This window comes from Kineosporia sp. R_H_3, assembly GCF_002198675.1.
GTDB lineage: Bacteria > Actinomycetota > Actinomycetes > Actinomycetales > Kineosporiaceae > R-H-3.
This window is the reverse complement of the sequence record NZ_MWLL01000206.1, coordinates 59,915-86,121: the sequence shown is the minus strand read 5'-3', so window position 1 is coordinate 86,121 and position 26,207 is coordinate 59,915. Positions and strand designations below refer to the sequence as shown.

Annotated in this window: 22 protein-coding genes and 1 pseudogene; 8 read left to right on the top strand and 15 right to left on the bottom strand. The window is 74.2% G+C overall.

The window, feature by feature from the left end:
- Positions 1 to 1,324: pseudogene (locus ECOMGDLI_RS26000) on the bottom strand (hypothetical protein); the annotation flags it as partial.
- A gap of 214 nt (positions 1,325 to 1,538) precedes the next feature.
- Here ECOMGDLI_RS26000 and ECOMGDLI_RS35520 point away from each other — a divergent pair.
- Positions 1,539 to 1,715 (top strand): hypothetical protein, encoded by a 177-nt coding sequence (locus ECOMGDLI_RS35520; RefSeq protein ID WP_198955187.1) that lies wholly within the window; start codon positions 1,539 to 1,541, stop codon positions 1,713 to 1,715.
- 44 nt (positions 1,716 to 1,759) lie between these two features.
- Complete coding sequence (locus ECOMGDLI_RS25995) at positions 1,760 to 2,014, top strand: DUF6767 domain-containing protein (RefSeq protein ID WP_143447944.1); 255 nt, start codon at positions 1,760 to 1,762, stop codon at positions 2,012 to 2,014.
- Here the strand turns inward: ECOMGDLI_RS25995 and ECOMGDLI_RS25990 are convergent.
- The 3 genes from ECOMGDLI_RS25990 to ECOMGDLI_RS25975 form a co-directional block, all read right to left on the bottom strand.
- Positions 1,974 to 2,966, bottom strand: coding sequence for a sucrase ferredoxin (locus ECOMGDLI_RS25990; protein WP_088319743.1), 993 nt, complete (start codon positions 2,964 to 2,966; stop codon positions 1,974 to 1,976). The two genes, ECOMGDLI_RS25995 and ECOMGDLI_RS25990, sit on opposite strands and share 41 nt — an antisense overlap.
- 13 nt (positions 2,967 to 2,979) lie before the next feature.
- Positions 2,980 to 4,347 (bottom strand): JmjC domain-containing protein, encoded by a 1,368-nt coding sequence (locus ECOMGDLI_RS37010; RefSeq protein WP_088319742.1) that lies wholly within the window; start codon positions 4,345 to 4,347, stop codon positions 2,980 to 2,982.
- A gap of 384 nt (positions 4,348 to 4,731) precedes the next feature.
- Positions 4,732 to 5,484: a DUF4386 domain-containing protein gene (locus ECOMGDLI_RS25975; protein WP_158221160.1), complete on the bottom strand. Its 753-nt coding sequence runs from the start codon at positions 5,482 to 5,484 to the stop codon at positions 4,732 to 4,734.
- 120 nt (positions 5,485 to 5,604) lie between these two features.
- Between ECOMGDLI_RS25975 and ECOMGDLI_RS25970 the strand changes: the two genes are divergently transcribed.
- On the top strand, positions 5,605 to 6,342 hold the full coding sequence (locus tag ECOMGDLI_RS25970; RefSeq protein ID WP_088319739.1) for a TetR/AcrR family transcriptional regulator: 738 nt from the start codon (positions 5,605 to 5,607) through the stop codon (positions 6,340 to 6,342).
- Positions 6,339 to 7,127 (top strand): IclR family transcriptional regulator, encoded by a 789-nt coding sequence (locus ECOMGDLI_RS25965; protein ID WP_088319738.1) that lies wholly within the window; start codon positions 6,339 to 6,341, stop codon positions 7,125 to 7,127. The genes ECOMGDLI_RS25970 and ECOMGDLI_RS25965 overlap by 4 nt, the downstream gene beginning before the upstream one ends.
- Positions 7,128 to 7,540: 413 nt before the next feature.
- On the opposite strand, the gene ECOMGDLI_RS25960 is transcribed toward ECOMGDLI_RS25965, so the two are convergent.
- The 8 genes from ECOMGDLI_RS25960 to ECOMGDLI_RS25930 all read right to left on the bottom strand — a co-directional run bounded on the left by ECOMGDLI_RS25960 (position 7,541) and on the right by ECOMGDLI_RS25930 (position 15,868).
- Positions 7,541 to 8,800 (bottom strand): Nramp family divalent metal transporter, encoded by a 1,260-nt coding sequence (locus ECOMGDLI_RS25960; RefSeq protein WP_233153633.1) that lies wholly within the window; start codon positions 8,798 to 8,800, stop codon positions 7,541 to 7,543.
- 35 nt (positions 8,801 to 8,835) lie between these two features.
- Positions 8,836 to 9,012: a hypothetical protein gene (locus tag ECOMGDLI_RS34900; protein ID WP_158221159.1), complete on the bottom strand. Its 177-nt coding sequence runs from the start codon at positions 9,010 to 9,012 to the stop codon at positions 8,836 to 8,838.
- Between the two features lie 3 nt (positions 9,013 to 9,015).
- The gene (groL, locus tag ECOMGDLI_RS25955; protein WP_088319736.1) at positions 9,016 to 10,707 is read right to left on the bottom strand and encodes a chaperonin GroEL; all 1,692 of its coding nucleotides are present in this window, start codon (positions 10,705 to 10,707) and stop codon (positions 9,016 to 9,018) included.
- A gap of 218 nt (positions 10,708 to 10,925) precedes the next feature.
- Positions 10,926 to 11,294: a propane 2-monooxygenase effector subunit MimD gene (mimD, locus tag ECOMGDLI_RS25950; protein WP_088319735.1), complete on the bottom strand. Its 369-nt coding sequence runs from the start codon at positions 11,292 to 11,294 to the stop codon at positions 10,926 to 10,928.
- Complete coding sequence (locus tag ECOMGDLI_RS25945) at positions 11,291 to 12,460, bottom strand: toluene hydroxylase (RefSeq protein WP_088319734.1); 1,170 nt, start codon at positions 12,458 to 12,460, stop codon at positions 11,291 to 11,293. The genes mimD and ECOMGDLI_RS25945 overlap by 4 nt, the downstream gene beginning before the upstream one ends.
- A 106-nt stretch (positions 12,461 to 12,566) precedes the next feature.
- Positions 12,567 to 13,616, bottom strand: coding sequence for an NADH:ubiquinone reductase (Na(+)-transporting) subunit F (locus tag ECOMGDLI_RS25940; protein WP_088319733.1), 1,050 nt, complete (start codon positions 13,614 to 13,616; stop codon positions 12,567 to 12,569).
- Positions 13,617 to 13,720: 104 nt separating this feature from the next.
- Positions 13,721 to 15,370 (bottom strand): methane monooxygenase, encoded by a 1,650-nt coding sequence (locus ECOMGDLI_RS25935; RefSeq protein WP_088319732.1) that lies wholly within the window; start codon positions 15,368 to 15,370, stop codon positions 13,721 to 13,723.
- A 252-nt stretch (positions 15,371 to 15,622) separates the two neighbouring features.
- Positions 15,623 to 15,868: a hypothetical protein gene (locus ECOMGDLI_RS25930; protein ID WP_088287717.1), complete on the bottom strand. Its 246-nt coding sequence runs from the start codon at positions 15,866 to 15,868 to the stop codon at positions 15,623 to 15,625.
- A 425-nt stretch (positions 15,869 to 16,293) separates the two neighbouring features.
- Between ECOMGDLI_RS25930 and ECOMGDLI_RS25925 the strand changes: the two genes are divergently transcribed.
- Complete coding sequence (locus ECOMGDLI_RS25925; protein WP_088319731.1) at positions 16,294 to 18,033, top strand: sigma-54-dependent Fis family transcriptional regulator; 1,740 nt, start codon at positions 16,294 to 16,296, stop codon at positions 18,031 to 18,033.
- A 114-nt stretch (positions 18,034 to 18,147) separates the two neighbouring features.
- On the opposite strand, the gene ECOMGDLI_RS25920 is transcribed toward ECOMGDLI_RS25925, so the two are convergent.
- Genes ECOMGDLI_RS25920 through ECOMGDLI_RS25910 form a run of 3 tightly spaced genes read right to left on the bottom strand, consistent with a single transcriptional unit; the run spans position 18,148 to position 22,098 of the window.
- Positions 18,148 to 19,635 (bottom strand): DUF1116 domain-containing protein, encoded by a 1,488-nt coding sequence (locus ECOMGDLI_RS25920; protein WP_198955185.1) that lies wholly within the window; start codon positions 19,633 to 19,635, stop codon positions 18,148 to 18,150.
- Positions 19,632 to 21,245 carry a hypothetical protein gene (locus tag ECOMGDLI_RS25915; protein ID WP_198955184.1) on the bottom strand — a complete coding sequence of 538 codons (1,614 nt, stop codon included), beginning with the start codon at positions 21,243 to 21,245 and terminating at the stop codon, positions 19,632 to 19,634. The genes ECOMGDLI_RS25920 and ECOMGDLI_RS25915 overlap by 4 nt, the downstream gene beginning before the upstream one ends.
- Before the next feature lie 43 nt (positions 21,246 to 21,288).
- Positions 21,289 to 22,098, bottom strand: a complete 810-nt coding sequence (locus ECOMGDLI_RS25910; protein ID WP_088319730.1) for a DUF2877 domain-containing protein — start codon at positions 22,096 to 22,098, stop codon at positions 21,289 to 21,291.
- Positions 22,099 to 22,231: 133 nt separating this feature from the next.
- Here ECOMGDLI_RS25910 and ECOMGDLI_RS25905 point away from each other — a divergent pair, with 133 nt between their 5' ends.
- The 3 genes from ECOMGDLI_RS25905 to ECOMGDLI_RS25895 all read left to right on the top strand — a co-directional run bounded on the left by ECOMGDLI_RS25905 (position 22,232) and on the right by ECOMGDLI_RS25895 (position 26,151).
- Positions 22,232 to 23,929, top strand: coding sequence for a PucR family transcriptional regulator (locus ECOMGDLI_RS25905; protein WP_198955183.1), 1,698 nt, complete (start codon positions 22,232 to 22,234; stop codon positions 23,927 to 23,929).
- Between the two features lie 47 nt (positions 23,930 to 23,976).
- Positions 23,977 to 24,567 carry a YdeI family protein gene (locus ECOMGDLI_RS25900; RefSeq protein ID WP_088319728.1) on the top strand — a complete coding sequence of 197 codons (591 nt, stop codon included), beginning with the start codon at positions 23,977 to 23,979 and terminating at the stop codon, positions 24,565 to 24,567.
- Between the two features lie 165 nt (positions 24,568 to 24,732).
- A complete protein-coding gene (locus tag ECOMGDLI_RS25895) occupies positions 24,733 to 26,151 on the top strand; it encodes a uracil-xanthine permease family protein (protein ID WP_088319727.1) in 1,419 nt (472 codons plus the stop codon).
- The last annotated feature ends 56 nt before the right edge of the window (positions 26,152 to 26,207 follow it).

Below are 26,207 nucleotides of genomic sequence, written 5' to 3'. Positions count from 1 at the left end.
GCCAGGGCCGGCGCCGGACGACGGCCCCGGCGCGGCCGGGGCGGCAGGCGGCCGCCGCGGCGACCCAGGTCGCGACGAGCACGAGGACGAGGCCGGCGGCCTCGGCGATCAGCGCGTACTGGGCAGCGGTGCGGATCAGGGCGGCCGTCGCCGGCACCGGGTGCACCGCGCCCGCGCCGGACCGGGCGAGCAGCACACCGAGCGGGACGGCGACCGCCGCGAGCGGCAGGAGTGCCGCCGTCGTCCCGGTCGCGGTGACGAGCGGGTGCCGGCCGAGCCCGGCGACCGCCCGCAGCTCGGTCTCACGGCGGCCGGCGCCGACGAGGGCGAGCCCGAGGACCACCCCGAGCGCGAGCGCCACCCCGGCCCACGCCTGGCCCGCCGTCGTGGAGCGGACGGTCGTCGCGATCCCGTCCGCGACCCCGACGAGGTCCGGGATGCCGGAGACGACGTCGGTGCCGATCGCCCCCTGCTGCGCGTTCGTCAGCTGGGCGGCGCGGCTGTCGAGGTCGAGGACGGCCTCCCGGATCCGCAGCGCGTCGTCGAGCAGCGGCACGGCCGGGTCGAGGCCCGACACCGACGACCACAGGAGCGTCTCGCGGATCTCCGGGACGATCCGGGACGCGGTCGTCAGGTCGGTGACGACGAGGAAGGCCGGTACCGAGGGGGTCACCGTGTCCGTCGGGAGCCGGAACCCGGACGCCGTCCAGACCTGGTCGCCGGGCGGGCCGACCGGGTGCCGGGAGGCGTCGGTCTCGTAGGCGCCGCGCAGCGTGAGGGGCACCAGGTGCCGCTCCGGCGGTTCGCCGGGGAGCCGCTGCTCGAGGGTCCCGACGTCGACGACGTCACCGGGCCGGACGCCCAGCGACCGCACGACGTCGACGGGCAGCCACACCCCGTCCCCGGTGCCGCCGATCGTCGTCGGGCCGACGACACGGAGGTGACCGGCCGGGTCGTCGACCGCGACGAGCCGCGCGTTCGCGGTCCGGTCGCCGGCGACGACGACCGGGGTCAGCGGCGGGTCGATCCCGCGCTTGCGCAGGTCCGGGGCGGCAGACTGGCCGAGCAGCACCGGTTCGGCGAGCCCGCGGATCGTGCCGGCGGCGGTGAGCATCAGGGCCCCGGCCGGCACCTTGGGGCCGACCCCGGAGACGACCTGGACGACGGGCGCGTCCGCGGCCTGCACCCCCGGGCCGACGCCGGTCAGCGCGTCGGCGAGCGCGGCCTGGTCGGTCGCCGCCCGGAACAGCGGCACGGCCGAGGCGGCCGCCGCGACGAGGACGAGGGCGGACAGCACGAGCGCGTTCCACACCGTCGGCCGCACCGAGCGACCGAACGCGCGCAGACCCGATCGGATCCGCGTCGGGCGGAGCCGCACCGAACCGCCCTGCGCCATTCGTGGACCTCCACGCCCCGCCCCTGGACCAAGCCGACAACCTACGCGCGGCGCCGGGCCGATGAAAGGGTTTTCGGGCCGAGTCCCGCGCGGCCGGGCCACAATGGTCGCGCCGGACGGGCCGGCACCGGGAGGTCGACCGATGCGCTGGTACAAGTGGCTCGGGGTCGCGGGAGCGGTCGGCGTCGTCGCGACCGGCGCGGTCGTCGTCCGGCAGCAGCGCCGGCGGCGCGCGTACACCCCGGACGAGGTGAGGTCGCGCCTGCACGAGCGGTTCGCGCAGGCGCAGGCGAGGGGCGCCGCGGGCCCCCGGGGGTGACGTCGGTCCCGGTCCGGCCGCCGCGGGCGGCGCAGACTGCTCAGATGCCCGCCGTCCCCGGTCCGTCGCGCCCCTGGGTCGCCGACGCGCAGTGCCCGCTGCGCCCCGGCGAGCCGTGCACGCTCTGCCACCCGGAGGCGGACGGGCCGCAGAGCTGCCCCACGGTCGCGATCGTCATGGCGGACGACGACCTGCGGGCGGAGCTCGCCCGGCGCCGCGCGGCCTACCGCGCTGCCCACCACGCGGGACGGCGGGCGGTCAGCCCCGCAGGACCGGCGCCGGTGGCCCCTCGGCCGTGAACGTCCTGGCCCGGGACGGCGTGACAGCGGCGCACGTGAGCAGGTGCGGGCGGGACACCTGCGCCGACAGGTGGACGACGTAGCGCTGCTCGAAGCCCGCGGTGTCGACGTGCGCGACCTCGACGGTCCAACGTTCGCCGGGCCGTTCCTCGACCCCGACGACGTCGAGCGCGTCGCGGCGGTCCTCCTCGAGCGCCAGCGCCGTGCGGTGCAGCGCGGCCTGCGCGACGGGACTGCGACCGTAGCGGCCGCGCCAGTGCGCGAGCGAGGTGCGGCCCGCGGCGAAACGGCGGACGACGTCGACGGCGCCGGCCGGGTCGAGCGCACCGAAGAGGTCGCCCGTCGGGAGCAGGAGCACGTTCGCCGCGAACCGGTCGCCGCCGAGGTGCGAGCACTCCCAGACGTGCCAGTCGTCCGGGGCGTCCGGATCGTCCGCGCCGGCTCCGGCCGGGAAGGCCTCGGCGAGCGCGGCCGCGACGGGGCGCCCGCGCAGCGCGCAGCACACGTCGTGCCGGGCGTGGGTGCAGCACAGGGCGACCCGCTGCGGCCCGGAGGGGACGACGGCCTCCCGCAGGTCGACCTCGAGCAGGGCGCGCGGGTCGGTCCAGGTGCCCCATGCGACGGCCTCGTGGCCCGGGCGCAGGTCGGCGAGCGCCCAGGACCGCGGCGCCGCCGGCGGGGAGGCGGCGGTCCGGCCCGGGCGCCGGACGAGGAGCACCCGGACGCCCGCGTGCGCCGCGGTCTCACCGAGCCGGCCCGCGACGTAGTGGTCGAGCCGGCTCTCGGTGAGCGCGGCCCGGCCCCACGGCCCGGGCACCTCGACGAGGAGCAGGCGGACGGCGGGCGGGGCGGACGCCGCGAGGTCGTCGCCGCGGTCCCTGGCCGCCGTCGCGCAGCGGAACGGTTCTGCCGCAACGGGTCCGGGCGGTCGGGGCGCCGGCCCGGTGCTCACCCCGGCCCGCCGGTCACGCCGGCACGGCGAGCGCCTGGCGCAGCAGCGCCCGGGCGACGTCGAGCCGGTCGAGGTCGGTGAGGGTGCCGGCGTCCACGTCGTCCGCGGCGTCGAGGTCGCCGATCTCGGCGGCCGCGACGACCTCGCCGGCCAGCAGCCGCTCGACCGCGGCGCGGGCCGCGAGCGGCAGCCGCACGGTGGTCTCCGGGGTCCGGACGACGAGCCGCGCGCCGTCGTCCGCGGGTTCGACGTCGAGCCGGGCCCGCAGGTACGGCCGCCAGCGCAGCCGGGTCCACAGGTCGACCGCCTCGACGGCCCGGGCCTGCGCCATCGGGCCGACGGGCGCGGCCCGCCGGGCGTCGTCCGCCTGGCCCTCGAGGCGCCGGGCGACGTCCTGCGCGCGGACCTCGGCGAGCACCGCCGTGAGCGCGTCGACGGTCGCCTGCAGGTCGTCGGCGATCGAGGCCGGGTCGGTGACGTCGACCCCCAGCGGGAGCGAGGCCCGCAGCGCGGACGCCGCGTCCGAGCCGCCACGGGCGAGACCGGCGACGACCTGCTCGAGGAGGTGGTGCCGGGTCCAGGTGTGGACGCCGACCGTGAGGTGCGCGCTCGTGCCGCCGAGCGCCGTCGCCGCGTGCAGGAAGCCGCGCGGCAGGTAGAGCGCGTCGCCGGGGCGCAGCGTCACGTCGAGCAGCGGCTCGCCCGCGGCCTGCCGCTCGACGGCGGCGCGACGGTCGGCCCACGGCTCGTCGCGCAGCGGGGCGTCCCGGACCGGTGCGTGGATCGTCCAGTGCTTCTCGCCGGCGACCTGGAGGACGAAGACGTCGTGGACGTCGTAGTGCGCGCCGAAGCCCTGCGACTGCGGCGGGGTCACGTACGCGTTGACCTGCACGGGGTGGCCGAGGTCGGCCATGAGGGCCTGGGCGAGGTCGACGACCGGGCCCCAGATCCGGTGCAGGCCCTGGAGCACGATCGTGCAGCCGTCGGCGAAGAGCCGGGCGAGCGCGTCGTCGGCGACCTGGTCGGTGATCGTCGCACCGACCCCGCCGCCGCGGGTGAAACGGGACGCCGGCAGGGTCCGGCCGTCCTTCGCGACCCGCAGGAACGGCGTCCGCAGGCCGTGCGTGCTCACGAGCTCGTCGACGGCGTCGAGGGAGAAGAGGTCGCCGAAGCCGGTGGGCAGGTCCTCGCGACGGCTCAGCGAGGCGGTCCGGCCCCAGACCTCGGCGGCGAAGCGGTCCGGCTCGAGGCTCGTGCAGCGCCGCAGGGCGGGGCGGTCGGATGCCGTCGCCGGCCCGTCCGCCCCGCCCGTCGCGACGCCGAGATCAGCGACCTGCGCCACTGTCCGCGCCGCCGTCGGCACCACCGTCGGCACCGCCATCGGCTCCACCGTCAGCGCCGCCATCGGCACCACCGTCAGCACCACCGTCGGCACCGCCGTCAGCGCCGCCATCGGCACCACCATCGGCACCGCCGTCACCGGTCGTGCCGGCGCCACCGTCAGCGCCGCCGTCCGCACCGCCGTCACCGGTCGTGCCGGCGCCACCGTCAGCACGACGGCGGCGNGTCAGCACGACGGCGCCACCGTCAGCGCCGCCGTCGGCGCCGCCGTCGTGCTGACCGGGGACGCCGGCCGCTCCGCCGTCCGCGGGGCCCTCGGGCTCGGTCTCGCTCATGACGCACTCCTTCGTGCCGCGCGGGGCGGCGACTCGTTCCGTCGGCCGGGTGAGTCGCACGCTAGGCCGGGTGCCCCGAGGGCGCAGGTTCACGCGGTCGCGGGTCCCGCGGGCCCGACCCGGCGGACGACGAGGAGCACGCCGAGCGCGAGGAGCCACACGTACCAGGCGGTGTAGACCGGCTGGCCGATCGTGTTCATCGCCTCGGAGCGCAGCACGGCCGCACCGGGCACGAGGACGGCCCACACCGCGGCGAGGCCGAGCCCGAGGGCGCCGAACCAGCGCGGGACGCCGAGCGCCCGCACGACGACGATGCCGACGAAGACCGCCCACACCCCCTGGAAGAGCCAGCCGAGGTGCTCGCCCAGCGCCCCGCCGCCGTACCGGTTGAGGACGTCGAACGACGCCGCGACCGCCTGCCGTCCCGCGGCGTCCGTGGCCTGCGCGTAGGCGTCGGCAAGGTACGGGACGGTGATCGGCCAGCGCACCCAGCCGAGGATCTGGAAGAGCGCACCGGCCACGCCGAACACGGTCATGGCCCGGGTGCCGGGGGTCGCACGGGTCAGGGCGGCCTCGACGCCGAGCGCGGCGGGCACGAGGACGAGGCTGCTCACGAGCATGAGGTAGAACCCCGCCCGGATCGCGGTCTCGGACGCAGTGAACAGTGGCAGCACGGCCGTCCCGGGCTCGTCGAGCACGGCCGGCCAGCCGAACGAGACGGACAGGATCGTCGCACCGACGGTCGCCAGCACCCCGGACGCCGTGAGCAGCAGCCCGGTCGCAGGCCACCGGCGCAGGTGCGCGGTGGCGGTGGCTGCCGGGGCCGGCGTCGTCGTGGTCATGAGGTCCTCCAAAGTGTGAGCAGTGCTCTTGTCGAGAACAGTGTTCACACATTCCGACCGAGAAAGCAAGAGCATTGCTCTCGTTGTGAACGATGTTCTCGGAGCGGCTAGGCTCGGCGCGTGACCGAGGTCGTGCCGCAGCCGCCGACGCTGCGCAGCCGGCGCCGCGAGGAGGTGCTCGGCGCGATCCGCGCGGCCGCGGGTGTCGAGCTCGAGGAGCGGGGCGCGGCGGCCCTCTCGCTGCGGGCCGTCGCCCGGCGGGTGGGGCTCGCGCCGTCCGCGCTCTACCGCTACTTCCCCGGCCGGGACGACCTGCTCACCGACCTCGTCGTCGCCGCCTTCGACGCCCAGGCCGACGCCGTCGAGGCCGCTGCCGGCCGGCACCGGGACCCGCTCGCCGCCGTCCGGGCGGCACTGCTGGAGTACCGGGCGTGGGCGGTCGCCAACCCGGCCCGGTTCGGCCTGCTCTACGGCGCACCGGTGCCCGGCTACGCGGCCCCGCCGACGACGATCCGCCCCGGCGCCCGGGTGGGCGACCTCGTCGTCGGCCTCGTCGAGCAGCTCCACGCGCAGCACCGGCTCGACGCGGAGTCGTTGCGGCGCAGGGCCTCCCGGCTGGACGGCGGCACGGCGTCCGAGCTGGCCGCCCTGGCCCGTCGGCGCGGCTACACGCTGCCCGTCGAGGCGATCGCGCTCGGCGTGGACGGCTTCGTCCGGGTGCACGGGGTCACGGTGATGGAGGTCTTCGGCCAGCTCCGGCCGCTCACGAGCCGCCCGGCGCCGTACGTCGCGCAGACCGTGGACGCCGTCCTCGCCGAGCTCGTCGGGCCCGCGGCCGACCCCGGGGAGGGGCGGTGACGAGCCGGGTCCCGGCGGCCGAGCAGACGCTCGCCGTCCTGCGGTACCTGTCCCGGCAGGCGGGCCCGGTGCCGGCGGCCGCGGTCGCGCGCGAGGCCGGGCTGCCGCGCTCGACGGCCTACCACCTGCTCAACGTGCTCGTGGAGAACGGGTTCGTCGTCCACCTGCCCGAGGAGCGGCGCTACGGCCTCGGCGTCGCCGCCTTCGAGCTGGGCAGCGCCTACGCCCGGCAGGCTCCGCTCGCCCGGCTCGCGCGGCCGGTCCTCGCCCGCCTCGTCGACCGGGTCGGCGAGTCCGCGCACCTCGCCGTGCTCCACGGCCGCGAGGTGCTCTACGTCGTCGAGGACCGCGCCGCGGGGCGGCCGCCGCTCGTCACCGACGTCGGCGTCCGGCTGCCCGCGCACCTCACGGCGTCCGGCCGCGCGATGCTCGCCGACCTGCCCGCCGCCCAGGTCCGGGCGCTGTTCCCCGACCGTTCGGCGTTCGTCGACCGCACGGGCATCGGCCCCGCCGGCCTGCCCGACCTGCGCCGGGTGCTCGCCGAGGTGCGCCGCCGCGGGCACGCGGTGGAGGACGGCGAGGTGGGGGCCGGGCTCGCCTCGGTCGCCGCCGCCGTCCACGACCACACCGGGCACCCGGTCGCCGGCGTCGCGGTCACCTACCCGACCGACCCGGCCGCGCCGCCCGCCCGGCCGGTCGCCGACCTCGACACGCTCGTGACCGCCGTCCGCGCCACCGCCGCCGAGCTGACCCGGCGCCTCGGCGGGGTGCCGCCCCGCCGCTGAGGCCGGGGGTCCCTCACCCGGCGCTTTGCTCTGCCATCACCAGCGAGCCACGGCCGACCCGACCGCCGACCCGACCGCCTGCTCTGCCGTCACCAGCGAGCCACGGCGGTCGCGACGCACGTGCGCGCCACAGCTTCGTCGTCGTTCCGCGACATGCGGGGCCGGCGTCGGGGTGTCGGCGGGCAACGACGAACCTGTGGTGCACCGGCCCGCACGACCGGTGCCGCCGGCCCGGACGCACGCCCGGGATGCCGGTCACGACAGCGCGGTGGCTCGCTCCTGCGGGCAGAGCAAAGCCTGCGGGAGACCTGCCACCAGGGCACCGGCCGCGACTCCGGTGCCCTGGTCGCGAGGTCCGCCGCGCGCCGGCGGCGCGCGGGAGCGGTCGCCCGACATGTCGGTCCGTCGCCCGCTCAGCCGGTGAACAACGCGGAGATCACCGCGGCGTTCAGGGCGCAGACGAGCAGCGTGATGACGACGGCGAGCACCGTCGTCAGCCGGCGGTTGACCTGCCGGCCCATGAGCGCCCGGTCCGCGGTGATGTGGACGAGCGGCAGCAGGGCGAACGGCACGCCGAACGAGAGCACGACCTGGCTCAGCACGAGCGCCTGGGTCGTCGAGCCCGGCAGGCAGAGCACGACCATCGCGGGACCGAGCGTGAGCAGCCGCCGGGTGACGAGCGGGATCCGGCGGCGGACGAAGCCGGCCATGACGATGTCACCGGCGAGGGTGCCGACCCCGGACGCCGCCAGGCCGGCGACGAGCAGCGCCAGCGCGAACGCCGCGGCCATCCCGGCACCGACGGCGCCGAAGCCCTCGTAGGCCGCGGTGAGGGTGTCGCTCGCCTCGTCGAGGCGGCCGCCGCTGAGCACGGTCGCCGCGACGAGGAGGATCGAGACGTTGACGAACGCTGCCGCCGAGAGCGACGCGACGATGTCGAACCGGTGCGTGCGCAACGGGATCCGGTGGCTCGACGCGAGCGAGGAGTGCACGTAGATCGCGTGCGGCATGACCGTCGCCCCGACGATGCCGGCCGCGAGCAGGGCCGCGCCCTGGCCCGCGAGCGAGGGCTGCAGGCCTGCGGCGGCGCCGGCGAAGGCCCCGACCGTGAGCACCTGGTAGACGTAGCAGGCGAGGACGACGAGCAGCAGCGCCGCGACCGCGGCCTCGAACCGCCGCCGGCCCTGCGGGCGCAGGGCCAGCAGGCCGACGCCGAAGGCCCCGGCGAGCAGGCCGCCGACCGGCAGCGGCAGGCCGAGGAGCAGCGACAGGGCCACCGCGGCGCCGAGCACCTCGGCGACGTCCGTCGCCATGCTGACGATCTCGGCCTGCACCCAGAGGAAGCGGTTGACCCCCCGGGGGTAGCGGTCCCGGCAGAGCTCGGGCAGGGACCGGCCCGTCACCGACCCCGCCTTCGCGGCGAGGTACTGCACGAGCATCGCCGCCGCGCTGGCGACGACGACCACCCAGAGCAGCCGGACGCCGAGACTGGCGCCCGCCTCGGTGTTCGTCGCGAAGTTGCCGGGGTCGACGTAGGCGACCGCGACGACGACACCGGGCCCGCAGAGCCGGCGCAGTCCGCGGACCACGGCGACACCGGGCGGGGGCGTGGGCGGCGCCGGCGCCGGGGCCGGTGCGACGACGTCCACCGGCCGGACGCCGTCCTCCTCCACCGGGGCAGGGCGTCTGGTCTGCCTCGGGTCCAGCATCAGACCGCGTCCTGCCGGTGCCGCCGGCGGGCCGCCACCCGCGCGACGAGACCGGCACCCACGACGAGCCCCGCGAGGAGCTCGCCGTGGACACCTGCCACCACCAGTGCCGTGAGATAGCCGCCGACCAGGGTGCCGAAGAGCAGCGTCCCCGCCCGGTCGTCCCGCGCGGACACGGCTTATCCCACCGACGGACCGAGGCCGAGGGACTGCGGGGTGCTCGCGTCCGGCGAGGGCTGGTGCAGGCCCTCGTCGAGCTCGCCGTACTCCGTCATGAGGGCGCGGCTGCCGCCCCACGGGGTCTGCTCCTCGGCGATGAGCGTGTTCGTCGTGAGCAGCAGGCCCGCGACGGAGGCGCCGTTCTGCAGGGCGGAGCGGGCGACCCGCAGCGGGTCGACGATGCCCATGCCCACCATGTCGCCGTACACGCCGTGCAGGGCGTCGAAGCCGCCGTCGACGTCCATCGTCGACACCCGGGCGACGACCTCGTCGCCGTCGTAGCCCGCGTTGCTCGCGATGAGGTACGCCGGCTGGGTCAGGGCCCGCCGGACGATGCCGACGCCGATCGCGTAGTCCTCGTTCACCTCGAGGTCGTCGAGGGCGGGCGCCGCGTGGAGCATGGCCGAGCCGCCGCCCGCGACGATCCCCTCGGCCATCGCGGCCCGGGTCGCCGACAGCGCGTCCTCGACGCGGTGCTGCAGCTCCTGGAGCTCGGCGTTGGTCGGGGCGCCGACGCGGATCACCGCGACCTTGCCCGACAGCGAGCCGATCCGCTCGGTGAGCACGTCCTCGTCGACGCCGAACGTCGCGCGGCCGAGCTCGGCGCGCAGCTGGGTCACCCGGAAGTCGATCTCGTCCTTCGAGCCGGCGCCGTCGATGATGCACGTCTCGTCGGCGTTGACCCGGACGACGGACGCCCGGCCGAGCTGCTCGATCGTCATCGTCTCCAGCGAGAAGCCGGAGTGCTTGCTGAACACGGCACCGCCGGTGACCGCGGCGATGTCCTCGAGCTTGTGCAGCCGGCGGTCGCCGAACCCGGGGGCGGTGATCGCGACGCACTGGAAGAGCCCGTTGACGTGGTTGTGCACGAGCATGCTCAGCGCCGCACCCTCGATCTTCTCCGCGAGGATCACGAGCGGGCGCGGGTCGCGCATGACCTTGTCGAGGATCGGCATGAGCTGCGCGATCTTCGAGATCTTCTCGCTGCACAACAGGATGTACGGGTCGTGGAGGACGGCCTCGAGGCTCGCGGGGTTCGTCACCATGTACGGCGACATGTAGCCGTTGTTGAAGGTGAAGCCCTCGACGAACTCGACGCTCATGCCGTGCTCGGGCGACTCCTCGACGGTGACGATGCCGCCGTCCCCGACCGTGTGCAGCGCCTTGGCGATGACCGCGCCGACGTACTCGTCGTCGTTGGCGGAGATCGCGGCGACCCGGGCGAAGTCGTCCTCGGTGACGACGGGGTGGGCGACGCCCTGCAGGTGCTTGACGAGCCGGGCGACCGCGAGGTCGACGCCGCGCTTGACGAGCACGGGGTTCGCGCCGTCGCCGATGACCTTCATGCCCTCGTGGACGATGGCCTGCGCGATGACGGTCGCGGTCGTCGTACCGTCGCCGACGATGTCGTTCGTCTTGATGGCGGCTTCCTTGACGAGCTGCGCGCCCATGTTCTCGAACTGGTCCTTGAGGTGGATCTCCCGGGCGATCGTCACGCCGTCGTTCGTCACGACGGGGGAGCCGGTGATCTTCTCGAGGATGACGTTGCGGCCCTTCGGGCCGAGCGTCGACTTGACCGCCTCCGCGAGCTGGTCGACCCCGGCGAGCAGCCGCTCGCGGGCGTCGGCACCGAAACGCAGTTCCTTGGCCATCTGGTCCTCCTGGACGTCGTTGTCTGAAGTGGCTCAGGGGTGTCTGAAAGTGCTCAGGGTGCCTGAGGTGACTCAGGTGCAAGGCTCCAGGCGGTCCCTGTCGCGGGACGCCGGCCGGTGCCGGCGCCCCGCGACAGGGCGTCAGGTCCTTCGGTTGCAGTGGTGCATCCGTGCAGTGGTGCAGTGGTGCAGGTGCGGCGGTCCGGTCGTGCAGAGGGTCAGCGGACCTCCGGCATCTCCCCGATGTACTCGATGGCGTCCTCGGGGTTGGCGAACATGATCGTCCGGTCGTCCTCGTGGATCATCCGGCCGTAGTGCGTCGACATGTTCTCCTCGAACTGCGCCGCGTCGAAGAAGCCCGGCTCCTCGCCGAGCGCCTCGGAGATCTCGTCGTAGTCGAAGTCCATCCGGCGCGTCGCGTCGACACGGATCATCGACGGCAGGTGGACGACCTTCACACCCTCGTGGCCGGCCATCACCTCCGCGACGACCGCACCGATCTGGTTGTTCATCAGGGTGACGCCGCACATGTTCGACGGCGTGCTGTCGGACTTGAACGGGCTGGGGGCGGTGGTGAACTGGCTCACTGGGTCAGCTCCTTCGGGATGTCCAGACCGAGGTCGGCGAGGATGGCGGCGAAGCGGCTCTTGGCCCGGTCGAGCCCGTCCTCGAAGCGCGGCGGCTTGGCGTCCGGCTGCGACCAGAGCGGCTGCAGCTTGCGGGCGGCCGCGATGCAGCGCGGCGTCCAGTTGGACAGCCACCCGTTCATGAGCGCCTTGTTGTGGTCGGCGAACTCACGGTCCTTGGTGAGCAGGTCGAACAGCGCGACCGAGTACGCGAGGTCGCGCTCGGCGTAGTCGAACTCCTCGGCACCCATGACCGTCGGGGTGACGAAGTCGCCGTTGCGCGGCGCGGCCTGCTGCACGAGCTGGCTGCGGAACAGCTCGCCGACGAGCGGCTCGAAGACGATGTTCGCGGCGAAGATCGCCTCGCACCAGTCGTCGATGCCGGTGAGACCCTCGGCGACCTCACGGACGCCCTGCCAGCACGGGTCGCTGTTCCACGCGACGAGGTGCGCGCCGCCGTCGAAGCCGGTGATCTCCTCGCTGAGCGTGAGGTTGTAGAGCGCGAGGTCCTGCGCCGACCGGATCCGGTGCATGCTGTTCACGGCCATCGCCGTGTTGTGCATGTTCGTCGGCCCGCGCCGGTTCGCGTTGGCGAAGAGGTAGAGCCCGAGGCCGTGGTTGACGTGCATCCACGCGCCGACGTGCGACTCCACGAAGCGCACCCAGTTCGGGTTCCACTGCTCGAACGCCTTCTGCTGCCGGGCCGAGTCGATGTTCTGGTTGACCTGGCGCTCGACGTTGGCGTTGTAGCGGTAGAAGCTGAGCTCCCACTCCTCGTTCGGGTCGCGGAACTCGTGCCAGCCGTGGGCCGGCCACTCGTAGCCCTTGCCGCCCGAGCCCGGGCCGCGCTCGGGGACGGGGCGGTCCGAGCCCCAGGCCTTGAGCGCCGTCCACTCCAGGGGGTAGCCGCCGCGGCCGTCCGCGAAGCCGTAGAGCCAGCCCTGCGCGAGGTAGTGGCGCGGGTCCGGCTGGACCTCGACGGTGACGTCCTCGTAGTGGGTCTGCTTGCGCTTGGCGGGCGTGTAGTAGTTGAAGCGCCGCGCGTTGGAGTCCGGGAACTCCTTCGCACCGGCCTCGGCGTCCGTGAACACCGGCTTCGGCACACTGCGTTCTGGTGTGGTCGTCATCGTCCATCCCTGGGTCAGGCGGGTGTCTCCGCGGTTGCGGTGCGGTGCGCGGGTGCGATCGGTTCGCGTGCGTGTCGCGGTGCGGTGCGTCGACGGGCGACCGGCGTCAGGACGACTCGGTCTCCCCTGTGGTCGTGAACTTGTCGTAGTAGATGCGCTTGTCCTCCACGCCGAGGGCCGCGAGCAGCGTCATCGCCGCCTCGACCATCGGCGGCGGCCCGCAGACGTACGCGTGGGCCCCGGAGAGGTCTGCCTCGTAGCGCTTGACGATGTCGGTGACCATGCCGACCTCGCCGTCCCACGGCTGCGCCGCAACGGGTTCGGACAGGGCCGGCCGGTACGTGAAGCCGGGCAGCCGGCGCTCCATCTCGCGCAGCTCGTCCTCGAAGCAGAGGTCGGCCGCCGTCCGGGCGCCGTAGTAGAACGTCGCCTTGCGCTCGTCGCCGCGCTCGGCCATCGAGCGGACGAGCGACAGGATGGGGGCCATCCCCGCCCCGCCGCCGACGAACACGAGGTCCGCCTTGTGGCCCTCGCGCAGGGTGAAGACGCCGAACGGGCCGGTGATGTCGAGCCGGTCGCCGACCTTGAGCGTGGTGTCGAGGTGCTCGGAGAAGAGCCCGCCCGGGTAGACCTTGATGACGAACTCGAGGAGCCCACCGTCCCGGGTCGAGGTGTTCGCCATCGAGAACGAGCGGGTGGCGTCCGTTCCCGGCACGGCGATGTCCACGTACTGGCCCGGGAAGAACGTGAGGTCCGTCGGCTCGACGAGCCTCAGGACGAGCCGGCGCAGGTCGTGGGTGACCGCGTCGATCTCGACGACCTCGGTGACGGCCTCCTTGATGGGCAGGCCGGACCGGATCATCTCCTCGTCGTAGTTGAGGAGCTCGATCGTGAGGTCCTCGTAGGCGTGCGCCCGGCACAGGAGCGTGAAGCCCTCGTCCTTCTCGTAGTCCGGCAGCGCGAAGGTCGAGTACTTCTCGAGCTCGATGTCCTCACCCTCGAGGACGAACGACTTGCATGCCGCGCACTGGCCCTCCTTGCAGCCGTGCATGAGCATGATCCCCTGCTCGGAGGCGGCCCTCAGGATCGTCTGGTCCTCGGGGACCTCGACCTCGATGCCCACCGGTTCGAACCGCACGACATGTCTGTCCGTCATGGCTCCCTCGCCCGGCTCAGAAGTGTGGTGGCCGGACGTGCGCAGCGGCGGTCTCGCCCACCGCTGCGCACGTCCGTTCCATCGGTCTGCCCTGCTCCTGCGGACTAGTCCTTGGGAGCGGGCCGGCCCGCCGGACCCTGCTTCACGTAGTCCGCGTGGAACGCCTGGCGCTCCGCCGGGGACATCTCGTTGAGCAGGACGTTCGGGCTCTGCAGCGGCGGGCACCGACGCAGGTGGTCGAGCGTCCACATCTTCTTCGGGTCGAGGTTGAGGTGCGGCTGGGCGACGAGCGTCTTGCCGTCGTCACGCACGTACCCCATGTCCTGCACGACATCGGCCCAGTTCCAGCCGTGGTAGAGGGTCTCCCACTCGCGCTTGCCGATGAGCTTGCCCATGTTCGGCGTCGAGCGGCCCTCGTACTCCGGGCGGAACGCGACGGCGTCGGTCCAGCGGCACGCCTCGTGGCAGTACGTGCGGACCTGGCCGTCGACCTCGTCCATGACCATGTCCTCGCGGACGAGGCACGGCACCATGCAGGTCCAGCAGCGGTGCGGGTACACGTAGTCGACGTCCTCGAAGACGATCGGGTGGTGCCCGTTCGGCGTCGAGAGGCGGTTGTAGTTCTCCCACCACTTGCCGTACTTGTTGTACCAGCCGGGGTACTTGCCCTCGAACCACTCGAAGTCCTTGTCCGTCATCGGGTCGATGCGCCAGTAGTTGGCGAGCCACCCGGTGGCGAAGAACTGGGCCACCTCGTGCACGTAGCCCTTGTTCCAGATCTGGTTCCACGACTCCTCGATGAGGTCGTGCGGGATGACCAGGCCGTACTTCTCGAGCGGGACGAGGTACGAGCGGTAGTAGTCGTCGTAGATCCACCGACGCCACATCTCCGCGTAGCTCTCACGATCCGGCCGGCGGTCCTTCGTGCCGTACTCGATGAAGGTGCCGATCGCGGCGTCGACGACGCGGTGGTTGTTCCACCACGCGTAGCGCAGGTCGCGCTCGAGGAGCTGGTGGTTGCCCTCGTCCGCGAGCGCCATGAGCAGCGTCGCGTACCCGTTGCTGATGTGCCGGGACTCGTCGGACTGCACCGAGTGGAAGACCGTCGGCAGCAGGTAGTCGCCGTTGGCCGCGGCCTCGGCGGGCATCGCGACGAAGAGGGTGTTCGTGAACGCCGTCTCCGCGACGATCGTCAGGTAGATGCTCGCCGCGGTGATCGCGTCACCGGTGATGAAGCCCTCGGCGAACTGGCGCCCGATCGACCCGCAGTAGTCGTTCTGGAAGTTGCGCAGGCTGTTGTTGAAGCCGGCCGGGTCGATGTAGTTGTTCATGTACAGGCGCTTGAGGTTCTGCTGGATCGTCGAGTGCCGGACCTCGTCGATCATCTGGATCGCCTGGCCGTTGTGCAGCTCGGGGTTCGGCACGTTGCGGAACAGCAGCGGCATCGCCCGGGCAGCCGAGATCTCCGGCAGCGGGATGATGCTGAGGAAGAGCTTCTGCCACTCGAGCCAGCGCTCCTGCACCTGCCGGAACATGTTGCCCCGGATGGCGCCGTCGGCCGCGCCGTAGACGCGGTGGTCCTTCTCCTCCTGCATCGGGAAGTAGGACCGCAGGACCTGCTTGAGCGGGTCCTTCTTCTGCGCCTTCTTGAACGTGTAGTCGGTGCCGTACTGGGCCACCGGCTCGTGGTACAGCGGTTCCCAGGAGAGCTCCTGGATCTTCTGGTGGGCCTTGGCCACACTCTGGCGACTCATCGCGACTCCTCGGCGGTTCGTGTGATCTGCCGGGCGGGCGCCCGGACCTGGATCGCCGTTCCTGGTGTCGGTACCGGGCCTCCTGTTCGAGGCTGGACCGGCCCGACGCACGCGGCCCCGGGAAGGGGCCTAAGTCCTATGGCCTGGATCACATCCCGGATCCGGCGGCTCGGGTATCTCACTCTGAGACACCCCGTGAGACAGGTCGTGAGACGTCTCGTGAGACGGCCGGGGTCCTGCCCGGGCCGGCCGTCAGGCGCTGCCGAACGCGGCCTCGCGCAGCTCCGCGAGGCGCTGCTTCACGTTCTCCGAGACCTGCCGGTCACCCTCCGGGGCCGGCTCGATCCCGAGCGCCCGGAGCAGGTCGGCCGCGGCCTGCCCGGGGTTCCCGGTCTCGCCGAGGACCGGGTGCAGCCCCTGGCCGGCGAGATGGTGGAAGACGATGTTGACGATCGTCCAGTGGTTGTACGTCTCCGGTTCGTCCGTGCGGTCGTCCATGCGGTCGTCCATGGCACTGCCTGCCTCTCCCGGCCCCGCTCCGCCGGTGTGGACGCGGCGTCCGGGCGGGGCCCTGCGACCCGGCCAGCACATCCCCGCGGCGGCGGACGAGCGGTCTCAATATGAGACAGAGCGGCCTAAGGCACGCCTTACCGTGATCCCCTACAGCACCTGGTCCCAGTCCACCTGACGACCCCTCCGGCACCCCGGGCGAGCGGCCCGGGCGCTGCCGGCCGCCGTGGCACCACGGCTCCGATCCACGGTCACCGGCCGCACGCCAGGCGCGGCCGGATCACCCGGCCACCCCTCGCTGGACCACCACAGGGACGGGAGGCAGAGCCTTGTCGAAGACGCCAAGTGCCTTGTCGAAGACGCCCACGTCAGTCCGTCGAGCGACGTCGCCGGACGACCCCAGGCTCGCCGTCATGCGCGAGCGGTTCCTCACGTCCGAGACGGTCGACGCCGACTCCGTGCGGGACACGATCCTCGCGTCGTGGTGGCGCTCGCGCCGCTGGAACGTCGAGGCCGACAAGCTCCAGATCCAGGACCGGCACGACACCGACCTCGACGGACCGCTGACGCGCAGCGCGCTGCCCGTGCTGCGGACCCTCGTCGGCCACCTCGAGGGCCAGCCGATCAGCGTGATCCTCACCGACGCCCAGGGCACGGTCCTCACCCGGCTGTCGGCGGACTCCCAGCTCGACCGGCACCTCGACTCGGTCATGCTCGCGCCCGGCTACAGCTACGCCGAGAAGTACGTCGGCACGAACGGCATCGGGACGGCGCTCGAGGGCGGCCGGCCGATGCACGTCTTCGGGCACGAGCACTACGCCGAGAACCTCGAGGACCTCGCCTGCGCCGCCGTCCCGATCCAGCACCCGATCAGCGGCAAGACGGTCGGCGCCGTCGACCTCACGTGCTGGCGCAAGGACGCCGGCCAGCTGCTCATCGCGCTCGCGAAGACGACGTCCGACCAGATCCGGCAGGCCCTCCTCATGGACGGCGGCGAGCGGGAGTACCAGTTGCTCCAGGCCTACCTGCGGGCCTGCCGGCGCAGCACGGGCATCGTCCTGGCGCTCAACGGCGACGTCGTCATGATGAACGACCACGCCCAGCTCGCCCTGGACCCGATGGACCAGTCCGTCATCGTGCAGCACCTCTCCGAGGCGCTCGCGACGGGGACGACGGCGACGGTCTCCGTGCAGCTCCCCTCCGGGGCCTCGGCACGGATGCGCTGCCGGGCGGTCGGCACCCCCGGCCTCGGTGCCGGCGGGGTCGCCCGGGTGCGGCTGGACGACGTCCCGCGGGCCGTGCCGGTCCGCAACCGGCCGCCCGCCCGGCTCGTGCTGCCCGGGCTCGTCGGCAATGGCGCCCTCTGGGTGCGCGCGGCCCAGCAGGTCGACGCCGCCCTCGTCGCCGGCGAGTGGCTCGTCGTCGAGGGCGAGCCCGGCACCGGCAAGGTGGCGGTGCTGCGCGCCGTCCACCACCGCCGGACGCCCGCCGAGCCGTTCCACGTGCTCGACGCGGACGACGCGGGCGACCCCGGGTGGGCGGCCGCCGTCCGCCGCGAGCTCGCCGCGACGTCCGGCTGCGTCGTCATCCGGCACGTCGACCAGCTCCACGGCCGCCGGCTCACCGCGCTCGTCCAGTCCCTGTCGCAGGCCAAGGCGGCCGGCACGGCGTTGCGGGTGTGCCTGACGACCGGCGTCGCGCAGCCCGCGGGCGAGCTCGTCCGGCTGCTCAACCATTTCCCGCGGACGGTCCGGGTGCCCCCGCTGCGCCACCACGTCGAGGACCTGCAGGTGCTCGTCCCGTTCCTGCTCTCGCGGCTGCAGGTCAACGCCGTCGTCTGCTCGCCGGCCGCCATGCAGCTGCTGAGCCGGTCGAGCTGGCCGGGCAACGTCGCCGAGCTCGTCCAGGTGCTCCGCGAGGTGGTCCAGCAGCACCGGTCCGGCGTCATCGAGCCGGAGGACCTGCCGCCGCGGGTCCGCACCGTCTCCCGCCGGGTGCTCACGCCGATCGAGTCCCTCGAACGGGACGCCATCGTCTCCAGCCTCATCGACAACAACGGCAACAAGGTCGCGGCCGCCACGGCGCTCGGGATGTCCCGGGCCACGATCTACCGCAAGATCCACGAGTACGGGATCGTCGCGAAGGGCTCCTGAGCCGCACCCCGCGCTCTCCCGCTCCTGCTCATGCTCGTGCTGCGTACCGTTCCGAGTGTCCTGAGAGCCTCTGAGCGGTACCCGGCGCGAGCATGAGCGGGGTGGAGTGAGCCGTCAGGGCAGGGGCGGGGCGGCTTCGGCGAGGGCGGCCAGGGCCTGGCCGAACACCTCGGCCGGCGGGGTGACCAGTCCGGCGCCGACCTGGCCGACGCCGGCGACCCGGCCCGCCATCCCGGTGTTGATCTGCGGGAGGATCCCGGTCCGGACGACGCGCGTCACGTCGATCCCCGTCGCGGCGCCGCGGAACTCGAGCACGGGGATGCCGAACGCCGGGTTCTCGGCGCAGGTGATCTCGTGCATCCGCTGGGTCGTCGCGAGCGCGAAGGGGACGTCCCCGCCGACGAAGCGGACGATCGCCGGGGCGGCGGCCATCGCGAAGCCGCCGATGCCCGCGGTCTCGGTGATCGCGGAGTCGCCGATGTCGGGGTTGGCGTCGGCCGGGCCGTAGTCGCCGAGGTAGAGCCCCTCGGGGGTGTTGGCCGGGCCGGTGAACCAGCGGTCGCCGGTGCCCGAGACCTGGATCCCGAAGTCGGTGCCGTTGCGGGCCATCGTCACGACGACCGTCGACCCCGGGACGTCGCGGGCGGCGTCCGTGGCGAGCTTGCACGCCGGCATGACGAGGTTGAGGAAGAAGTGGTCGTTGCCGCCGACGAACGCCGCGGCCCGCGCGACGTCCGCCTGGGTCAGCCGGGCCGCCGCACCGGTCGCGGTCCCGGGGGCGTCGATCATGGCCGGCAGCAGCTCGCGCAGGAGCATGAGCGTGCCGGCCCGGTTGCGGTTGTGGCCCTCGTCGCCCATCTGGAGCATCTGGGCGATGATCGCCTTGACGTCAACCGGGCCGCTCGTGTCGCGCACGGTGCGGACGGCGTGCTGGAGCAGCGGCCCGAGGACTGCGGACATCCACTGCAGCCGCTCGATGACCTCCGGCCCGTAGGCGCCGTAGCGCAGCACCTTGCCGAGACCCTCGTTGAGCGAGCACCAGGCGCGGCCGCCGGTGTCCGGGTTCTCCAGCTCGAAGACCCACATGGACGGCGAGACGACGCCGGCCATCGGGCCGACCGCGCTGCGGTGGTGGCACGGGTCGAGGACGATCGGCTTCCCGGAGCCGACCGGCCCGGCACCGGCCGCGAGCAGCCGCCCGGCGGTGTCGGGGTCGGCGGCGAGCCCCTCGAGGACCATCGCGCCCTGGAGCGCGCCGCGCATCGGGCCGCTCGCGCGCTCCCACTCCAGCGGCGGGCCGGCGTGCAGGAACGTGCCGGGCTCCAGGCCGAGCGCCTCACCGGCCGGCCGGACGTCGACGAGCCGGGCACCGGCGGCGAGCATCCGGGCCACGGCCGCGGCGTTCGCGGCGGCCCGGCGCCGGTCGGCCATGACCCGGGCGAGGTCGGCCGCGACGTCGGCCGCCGTGCCGGGGTGACCGGCGGTCTGCGGCGGCCGCCAGTCCACCGCGGTCGCGCTGACCGCCTGGTCCTGCAGCGTCTGCGTGAACAGCGAGACCCCGGCCGTCGCGACGGCGGGCTCGCCCGCGAGCAGGTCGGTCACCGGGACACCTCCCAGGGCAGGACGCCGCGGACGTCGTCGGCGAGCAGCTCGACCGCCGTGCGGGTCGCGGCGGCGTTCGACAGGTGCACCGACGCGCCGGCCGCGACGAGCGCCGCGGCCTGCCGCTCGAGCCCTTGCGGGTCGCCGTCGGTGCCGCAGAGCGAGACGACGACCGCGGCCTCGGCACCGCGGGCGGCGGACCGCCGGCGCAGCTCGGCGACGGCCGGGGCGAGCTCGGCCGCCGGGTCCGGGTGCGCGCCGTGCCCGAGGACGACGTCGAGCAGGACGACGGCCGCACCGTCGGCGGGCGCGTCGACGTCCGCCTGGCGCAGCAGCCACTCCGCGCGCAGCGAGCCGTCGATCATCGGGTGCGGGCGGCCACGGGTCAGGTCGTCGTCGCCGAAGTCGACGAAGACGTGCGGGGTGCCGGCGACCGGCGCGAGGTCCCGGCCGACGCGCGGCGCAGTGGTGCCGTCCGGCCCGGCGAGCGGGATGTTCGAGGCGACCGGGCCGAGCACGGCCGACGCGACGAGCATCGCCTCGTCGCAGAGCGTGCCCCCGGCGAAGGCCCCGCGCAGCGCCGTGTACCGGCCGGTGCGCTCCACAGGTGCGGGCCACCAGCGCGGTTCCTGCCAGGCGGGCACCGCGGCGGCGCCCGCGGCTCCGGCGAGCTCCTCGACGACCTGCCGGACGGCCTGCGTGAGGTCCGGCCGGCCGGGCCCGAGGGTCGCGAGGACGACGGGTCTGCCGAGGGTGGCCGCGAGCGCGACGACGTCACGCTCCACCTGCGGCGCAGGCGGTTTCGAGACGAGGACGACGAGCTCGACCGCCGGGTCGGCGGCGAGCAGCGCGAGCGCGGCCTTCGTCGAGCGGCCGTCCACGGCCGCCGAGAGGTCCCGGCCGCCGACGCCGAGGCAGTGCCGGACGCCGACCCCGGCCGCGTCGAGCAGGCTCATCACCTGCTGGGCCCCGGTGCCGGAGGCCGCGACGAGGCCGACCGGGCCGGGCCGGACGACGTTCGCGAAGCCGAGCCCGACGCCGGAGACGACGGCGGTGCCGCAGTCCGGGCCCATGACGAGCAGCCCGCGGTCGGCGGCCGCCTCCTTGAGCCGGACCTCGTGCGCGAGCGGCACGTTGTCGCTGAAGACCATGACGTGGGCGCCGGCGTCGAGGGCGTCCATCGCCTCGGTGAACGCGTGCTCCCCCGGCACCGACACCAGGGCGAGCGCGGCCCCGGACGCCGTCACCGCGCGGCCGAGCGTCGCCGGCGGGACGACGACCCCGCCGACGCCCGCACCGGTGCCGCCGGCCGGCCCGCCGCGGGCGGCGAGCGCCTCGTCGACCAGCCCGGTCGCGGTGTCGAGCGCGGCGTCGTCCGCGGCCCGCAGGGCCACGAGCAGGTCCGCCGGCACGAGGCCGTCCGGCAGCGTGAACCCCATGCCTGCCAGGACGTCGAGGTTGAGGTCGGTCGCCATCGCGACCTGCGCCGCGAGCACGCCGGGCGCACCGGCGATCGCCCGGCTGACCTGCATGAGCGTCACCGAGTCGTGGTAGGCGCCGCGGCGCACCTCGACCCGCTCCACCGCCTGCTGGTCCGCGCCCTGTGCCACCGGCTGCTCCTCGTCGTCGGTCCGCCTCACGCAGAGCCTGCCGTCATGCCGCCACCGGGCCCGGCACCGCCGCGCGCAGCCCGAGCACGAGCCCGTGGCCGAGCGCCGTCCCCGAGGTGTGCCCGACGTCGACGAGCGCGTCGACGGCGGCCCGCAGCCGCGCCCCGTCGTCTCCCGGGCGGCCGAGCGTGCGGAGCAGGTCGACGACCTGCGGCACGGCTCGGCCCTCGACGGCCTCGGCGAGGAGCGCGGCGGAGACGGGGGTCGTCCGGTGCAGCTCGGCGCGGACGACGTCCGCGAGCGCCCGCCGCGCCGGGCCGGGCGGCCGGGCGGCCGCGAGCGCGCACAGCGCACCGGCGAGGACGTCGTCCCCGGCCGGGGTCAGGCCCGGGCCGCGGCCGACGAGGGTCCGCACGGTCGCGGCGAGACCGGCGCGCGGCCCCGGCCCGACCGCCGCGAGCGCGGCACCGAGGGCGGGCAGCCGGGACGCGACCTCCTCGGGCGCGGCGGGCAGCAGCCGGGCCAGCCCGGTGGCGACCCGGGAGGCGACGACGTGCAGGGCCGGCACGGCGGGGTCCCACCAGCGCAGCGGCCGCACGGTGACCCCGGCGAGCGACAGGCCGCCGCCGCCGACGAGGGCCTCGTCGCCGACCGCGGCACCGGCGAGGTGCGGCGGGACGCGCGCGTCGAGCACCATCCCGAACGGCACCCGGACGGCGTCGGGCGCGAGGAGCGCCACGACGGGCTGCTCGCCGACGGCGAGGTAGAGCGCCCGCGGGGTGGTCGCGACGACCTGCAGCGCACGGACGGGTCCGAGCAGCAGGGTGCGCAGGGTCGTGCTCGCAGCGGCCATGCCGACCCCCTCGCGTCGTGCTCGGCGGGTGCGTGCTCGCGCACGTGACCCTCCGCGAACGTAACCGGGGCGCTACCGTCCCCGTATGGCTAGACCTGCCAAGAGTGAGCCGACCCCCGCCCAGGACTTGCCAGTGCCGGCGTCCCCGGTGCCGGGCGAGGCCGGGGTCGCGCGCCGCCTGCCGCGGGCGCTGCGGGTGCGCGAGGTGCTCGAGCTCCACGTGCTCCGGGGCTCCTCCGTGCTCGCCGGGGCGGCCGGTCTCGACCGCGCGGTCGAGCGGGTCAATGTCATGGAGGTGCCGGACATCCTGCCATGGGTCAAGCCCCACGAGCTGCTCCTGACGACCGGCTACCCGCTGCGCGACGACCCGGGGGCGCTGGTCCGGCTCGTCGGCGACCTCGACGAGCGTGGCCTCGCCGCCCTCGGCGTCAAGCTCGGCCGCTACCTCGACGTGCTGCCGCCGCAGGTCATCGAGGAGGCGGACCGGCGCGGCTTCCCCGTCATCGCCGTCCCCGAGACCGTCGCCTGGGACGACGTCCTCGAGCACGTCCTCACCGACCTGCTCGACCGGCAGGCGACCGCGCTGGCCCGGTCCGAGGAGGTGCACCGCGCACTCGTGCAGGTCGTGCTCGACGGCGGCGGGCTGCCCGAGCTCGCGTCCGGGCTCGTCGGTCTGCTCGGCGGCGCGGTCGTCATCACGACGCCGGACGGCCGGGTGCTCGCGGACGGCGGCGACGTCGACGCGCTGTCGGCGGCGTACGACGGGCGGTGCTTCGAGGGCAGCGGGCGGCTGCGCACCGAGGCGGAGATGACCGGCCTCACGGACCACGACGGGCTCGCCGGCAACCACGTCGTCGTCCGCGTCGTCGCCGGCCGGGTCGACCACGGCCGGATCGTCGCCTTCTCCCCGGAGGGCTCGCTGACGACGGACGACGTCCACACCGTCGAGCGGGCCGCCACCGTCGCGGCGCTCGCCGTGACCAAGCAGCTCGCCGTCCGCGCGGTCGAGAGCAAGTACCAGGGCGACTTCCTGCGCGACCTGCTCACCGGGCAGGTCGAGCCCGAGCTCGCCGTGACGCACGCCGCGAGCCTGGGCTGGGACGTCGACCGGCCCGTGGTCGTCGTCGTCGCGGAGCTCGACCCCACGGACGACGACCGGCCGGCGACCGGGCTCGTCGGCCGGCCCGCCGTCGAGCGGTTCGCCGCGGCCTGGCAGTCCGTCGTCCGGCCGCGCGACCCGCACGCCCCCGTCGTCGGCTTCCACCGCGAGGTCGTCGCGGTGCTCGGCGCGCCCCCGCACGGGGCGACCGGCCAGACCGGCCCGGGCGTCGACCGGCTCGTGCGCGACCTCGTCCGCGAGGTGACCGGGGACGGCGGTGGCGGCCGGCGGTCCTTCGGCACGGGCGTGAGCCGGGTCGCAGCGACGCCGGCGCAGATCCCGGCGGCCTACGAGCAGGCCCGCACCGCGGTGCGGGTCGGGCGGCGGATGAACGGGCCGGGCAGCGTCGCGCACTTCGACGGCCTCGGGGTCTTCCGGCTGCTGTCGCTCGTCGAGGACCCGGCCGAGCTGCGGTCCTTCGCGGCCGAGACCCTCGGCGACCTCGCGAAGGTCGACGACGACGAGGCGCGGGACCTGCGGCGCACGCTCGAGGTGCTGCTCGAGACGAACCTCAACGTCGCCGAGACGGCCCGGGTCATGCACTTCCACTACAACACGCTGCGGTACCGGATCGCCAAGCTCGAGCGGATGCTCGGGCCGTTCACCCACGACGCGCACCTGAGGCTGTCGTTGCACCTCGCGCTCCAGGTGCTGCGGATGCGGGGGGCGTGACCGCGGGAACGCGCCCGCCGCCCGACGTCCCTCGTACGCTGACGACCATGAACGTGCCGGCGTCCGCGTCCGAACACCCGGCGACGTGGAAGTTCGACTACCCGGTCTACCACCCGGCCGACCTCGCGGCCTGGCGCGCGTGGCTCGCGGAGCACCACGCGACGGCCCGCGGGTGCTGGGTCGCGTCGTGGCGCAAGGGCAGCGGCCTCGCCCCGGTGCCGTACGCCGACCTCGTCGAGGAGGCGCTGTGCTGGGGGTGGATCGACTCGACCGTCAACACCCTCGACGAGGCCCGCGGGCTGCAGATGATGACGCCGCGCAAGGCCCGCAGCACCTGGACGAGGCTCAACCGGCGCCGGGTCGAGGCGCTCGAGGAGCAGGGCCGGATGACCGACGCCGGGCGGCGCGCCGTCGAGGTCGCCCGGGCGAACGGCTGGTGGACGATCCTCGACCCGGTCGAGGACCTCGTGGTCCCGGACGACCTGGCCGCGGCGCTCGACACCGACCCGGCCCTGCGCGCCGCGTGGGAGCGGACCTCGCCGTCGCTGCGCAAGCAGGCGCTGCTCTCGCTCGTCACGGCGGCCGGTGCGGACACCCGGGCCCGGCGGATCGTGGCCGTCTGCCGCGGGCTGCTCTGAGACCGCCGGGACGGCGACGCCGTCCTGCACAAATGTGCACGAGAGGCGTTGGCGAACTCTGCCAATGCTCTGCGTGACCGGGAGCCCTACGTTGCGCTGAACACCTCGCTGCCGGACCGCACCTGGCGGGGGTGCAGGACGGCGCTGCCCCCCAGGAGGCTCGTCATGGCATTCGGTTGGACGCTGCACGGGGACGGCAAGTCCCTGGCACCCGGAGAAGTGGTCAGGCCCGACGAGCGCCTCAGCTGGGGCCGCACCGTCGGGCTCGGAGCGCAGCACGTCGTCGCGATGTTCGGTGCGACGTTCGTCTTCCCGCTCATCATGGGGCTCAACCCCCAGCTCGCGATCCTCATGAGCGGCATCGCGACGATCTGCTTCCTGCTCATCGTCGGCGGCAAGGTCCCCAGCTACCTCGGCACGAGCGCCTCGTTCGTCGGCGGCGTCGCGGCGATCCGCGCCCAGGGCGGCGACTCCCCCGACGTCACCGGCGCGATCCTCGTCGCGGGCATCGTGCTCGCGCTCGTCGGCGTCGTCATCCACTACATGGGCTCCGAGATCGTCTACAAGGTGCTGCCGCCGGCGGTCACCGGCGCGGTCGTCATGCTCATCGGGTTCAACCTGGCCCCGGTCGTCGCGGACATCTACTGGCCGCAGGACCAGTGGGTCGCCCTCGCGACGATGGTCTTCGTCATCGTCGTCAGCCTCGCCTCGCGCGGGTTCGTCGGCCGGATCGCGATCTTCCTCGGGCTCGTGTTCGGCTACGCGCTCTCGTGGGTGGCGGACAAGGCCTTCGGGCAGATCACGTCCTTCGACGCGGGCGCCGGCGAGGTGACGACGCACTCCCGGACGAACTTCGGAGGCATCGCCGACGCACCGCTGTTCGGCTTCCCCGACAAGACGTTCATCGCGGACGGCAAGGAGGTCGCGGGCTGGCACATGCCGTCCGTCTCCCTGACGTTCGTGCTCCTCGTCCTCCCGGCCGTCATCGCCCTCATCGCCGAGAACGCCGGGCACGTCAAGGCCGTCGCCGAGATGACCGGCGCCGACCTCGACCCGGTCATGGGCCGCGCGATCGCCGCGGACGGCGTCGGCACCTCGCTCGCGTCGCTCGTCGGCGGCTCGCCCACGACGACCTACGCCGAGAACATCGGCGTCATGGCCGCCACCCGGGTCTACTCGACGGCGGCCTACTACGTGGCCGCCGTGGTCGCGATCCTCTTCGGCTTCTCGCCGAAGTTCGGCGCGCTCGTCGCCTCGACGCCGGGCGGTGTCCTCGGCGGGATCACCGTCGTCCTCTACGGGATGATCGGCCTGCTCGGCGCGAAGATCTGGAAGGAGAACGGGGTCGACTTCGGCAACCCGGTCAACCTCGTGCCGCTCGCGGCGGGCATCGTCATCGCGATCGGCAACACCGAGCTGAAGTTCACCGACACCTTCACCCTCGGCGGCATCGCGCTCGGCACGATCGTCGCCGTCGCGGGTTGGCACCTCGCCAAGGCGCTCGCCCCGGCGCACCTGCGGGACGCCGCCGTCGGCGGCACCTCGATCGTCGTCGACGCCCCGGGCGCCTACAAGGAACCCTGACCGGCGACGCGGCACGCAACAAGCAGTCCCACGACGGCGGGGCCGGGAGAAACTCC

Excerpts from the sequence above, each read along its gene's own strand:
- ECOMGDLI_RS35520 (WP_198955187.1), top strand. The coding sequence starts at position 1,539 with ATGCGCTGGTACAAGTGGCTCGGGGTCGCGGGAGCGGTCGGCGTCGTC.
- ECOMGDLI_RS25995 (WP_143447944.1), top strand. The coding sequence starts at position 1,760 with ATGCCCGCCGTCCCCGGTCCGTCGCGCCCCTGGGTCGCCGACGCGCAG.
- ECOMGDLI_RS37010 (WP_088319742.1), bottom strand. The coding sequence starts at position 4,347 with ATGGCGGTGCCGACGGTGGTGCCGACGGCGGCGCGGACAGTGGCGCAG.
- ECOMGDLI_RS25975 (WP_158221160.1), bottom strand. The coding sequence starts at position 5,484 with ATGACCACGACGACGCCGGCCCCGGCAGCCACCGCCACCGCGCACCTG.
- groL (WP_088319736.1), bottom strand. The coding sequence starts at position 10,707 with ATGGCCAAGGAACTGCGTTTCGGTGCCGACGCCCGCGAGCGGCTGCTC.
- ECOMGDLI_RS25945 (WP_088319734.1), bottom strand. The coding sequence starts at position 12,460 with ATGACGACCACACCAGAACGCAGTGTGCCGAAGCCGGTGTTCACGGAC.
- ECOMGDLI_RS25940 (WP_088319733.1), bottom strand. The coding sequence starts at position 13,616 with ATGACGGACAGACATGTCGTGCGGTTCGAACCGGTGGGCATCGAGGTC.
- ECOMGDLI_RS25935 (WP_088319732.1), bottom strand. The coding sequence starts at position 15,370 with ATGAGTCGCCAGAGTGTGGCCAAGGCCCACCAGAAGATCCAGGAGCTC.
- ECOMGDLI_RS25930 (WP_088287717.1), bottom strand. The coding sequence starts at position 15,868 with ATGGACGACCGCACGGACGAACCGGAGACGTACAACCACTGGACGATC.
- ECOMGDLI_RS25925 (WP_088319731.1), top strand. The coding sequence starts at position 16,294 with ATGCGCGAGCGGTTCCTCACGTCCGAGACGGTCGACGCCGACTCCGTG.
- ECOMGDLI_RS25910 (WP_088319730.1), bottom strand. The coding sequence starts at position 22,098 with ATGGCCGCTGCGAGCACGACCCTGCGCACCCTGCTGCTCGGACCCGTC.
- ECOMGDLI_RS25900 (WP_088319728.1), top strand. The coding sequence starts at position 23,977 with ATGAACGTGCCGGCGTCCGCGTCCGAACACCCGGCGACGTGGAAGTTC.
- ECOMGDLI_RS25895 (WP_088319727.1), top strand. The coding sequence starts at position 24,733 with ATGGCATTCGGTTGGACGCTGCACGGGGACGGCAAGTCCCTGGCACCC.